The 900-nt window shown below is 71.8% G+C and carries 1 protein-coding gene; it reads right to left on the reverse strand.

From position 1 onward, the window contains the following. Positions 1 to 900: VOC family protein (locus ICC28_RS39995; RefSeq protein ID WP_223190809.1), on the reverse strand; the 900-nt coding region annotated here is incomplete at both ends.

The following is a 900-nucleotide window of genomic DNA, read 5'->3' on the forward strand; positions in this document are numbered from 1 at the left end:
GGAGAACAGGTCGCCGTCGGCGAAGTGCTCCAGCATGAAGCGGTCGGGGTCACGCCAGTAGTCGAAGAGCTGGCTGCCCTGGATGTGTCGGCCGATGCCCCAACTGCGCTGGTAGCCGCGCTCCTTGAGGTACTCGCCACCGGCGGCGATCGAGTCGAGGTCGGTGACCTGGTAGGCGGAGTGGACGTATCCGGTGCCCGGCCCCAGGTGCATCGCCAGCGTGTGGTGGTCGGCCGGCACACTGCCCAGGTCGCAGCGGATGAACGCCATCGTCGGCCCGCGGCCGCGCTGCCCGTCCAGGAACAGGAAGTCGGACACGATCATCCCGAGGGTGTCCAGGTACCAGTCCAGGGCCCGGGCGAACACGCGTGTCTCCAGCACCACATGCCCGAGACGCTGGATGCGCGAGGGCTCGCGGGGCGGGCGCTGGGTGGCGTTCGTACGCCGGTGATCCGTGCCGAAGTTGAGGAGCAGCGGCCGCTGTTCCGGCAGTGCGGGGAGCTGTTCGCCGCAGTGCACCACCCGCACCGGGAAGCCGGAGGGGTCGAGCAGGTCGACCACCTTGCCACCGCCGGGCACGTCAGCATCCCGCACGGACGAGCCGGTGGCCCGCGCCAGCCGGTCCAGGTCGGCCCGCTCGGCGGCGCGGAAGGCCGGGCCGATGAAACGGGACGCCCGGCCGCGCCGGATCACCATGCACGGCGAGCCCACGAAGGTGCCCCGCAGCCACAGCTCACTCTCCGTGCGTGCGGCGACGCCGAACCCGAAGTCCCGGGCGAAGACCTCGGCCCGCTCCAGGTCCGGCTTCTCGAACTCCAGCCAGGCCAGGTCGGCCACCTTGATCACCGGGTTCCGGGAGCGGCCGGGGTGCTCGCCGCGCAGGGCGCCCTGCTCGCTGTG

The organism is Streptomyces sp. TRM68416 (assembly GCF_014596915.1).
Taxonomy (GTDB): domain Bacteria; phylum Actinomycetota; class Actinomycetes; order Streptomycetales; family Streptomycetaceae; genus Streptomyces.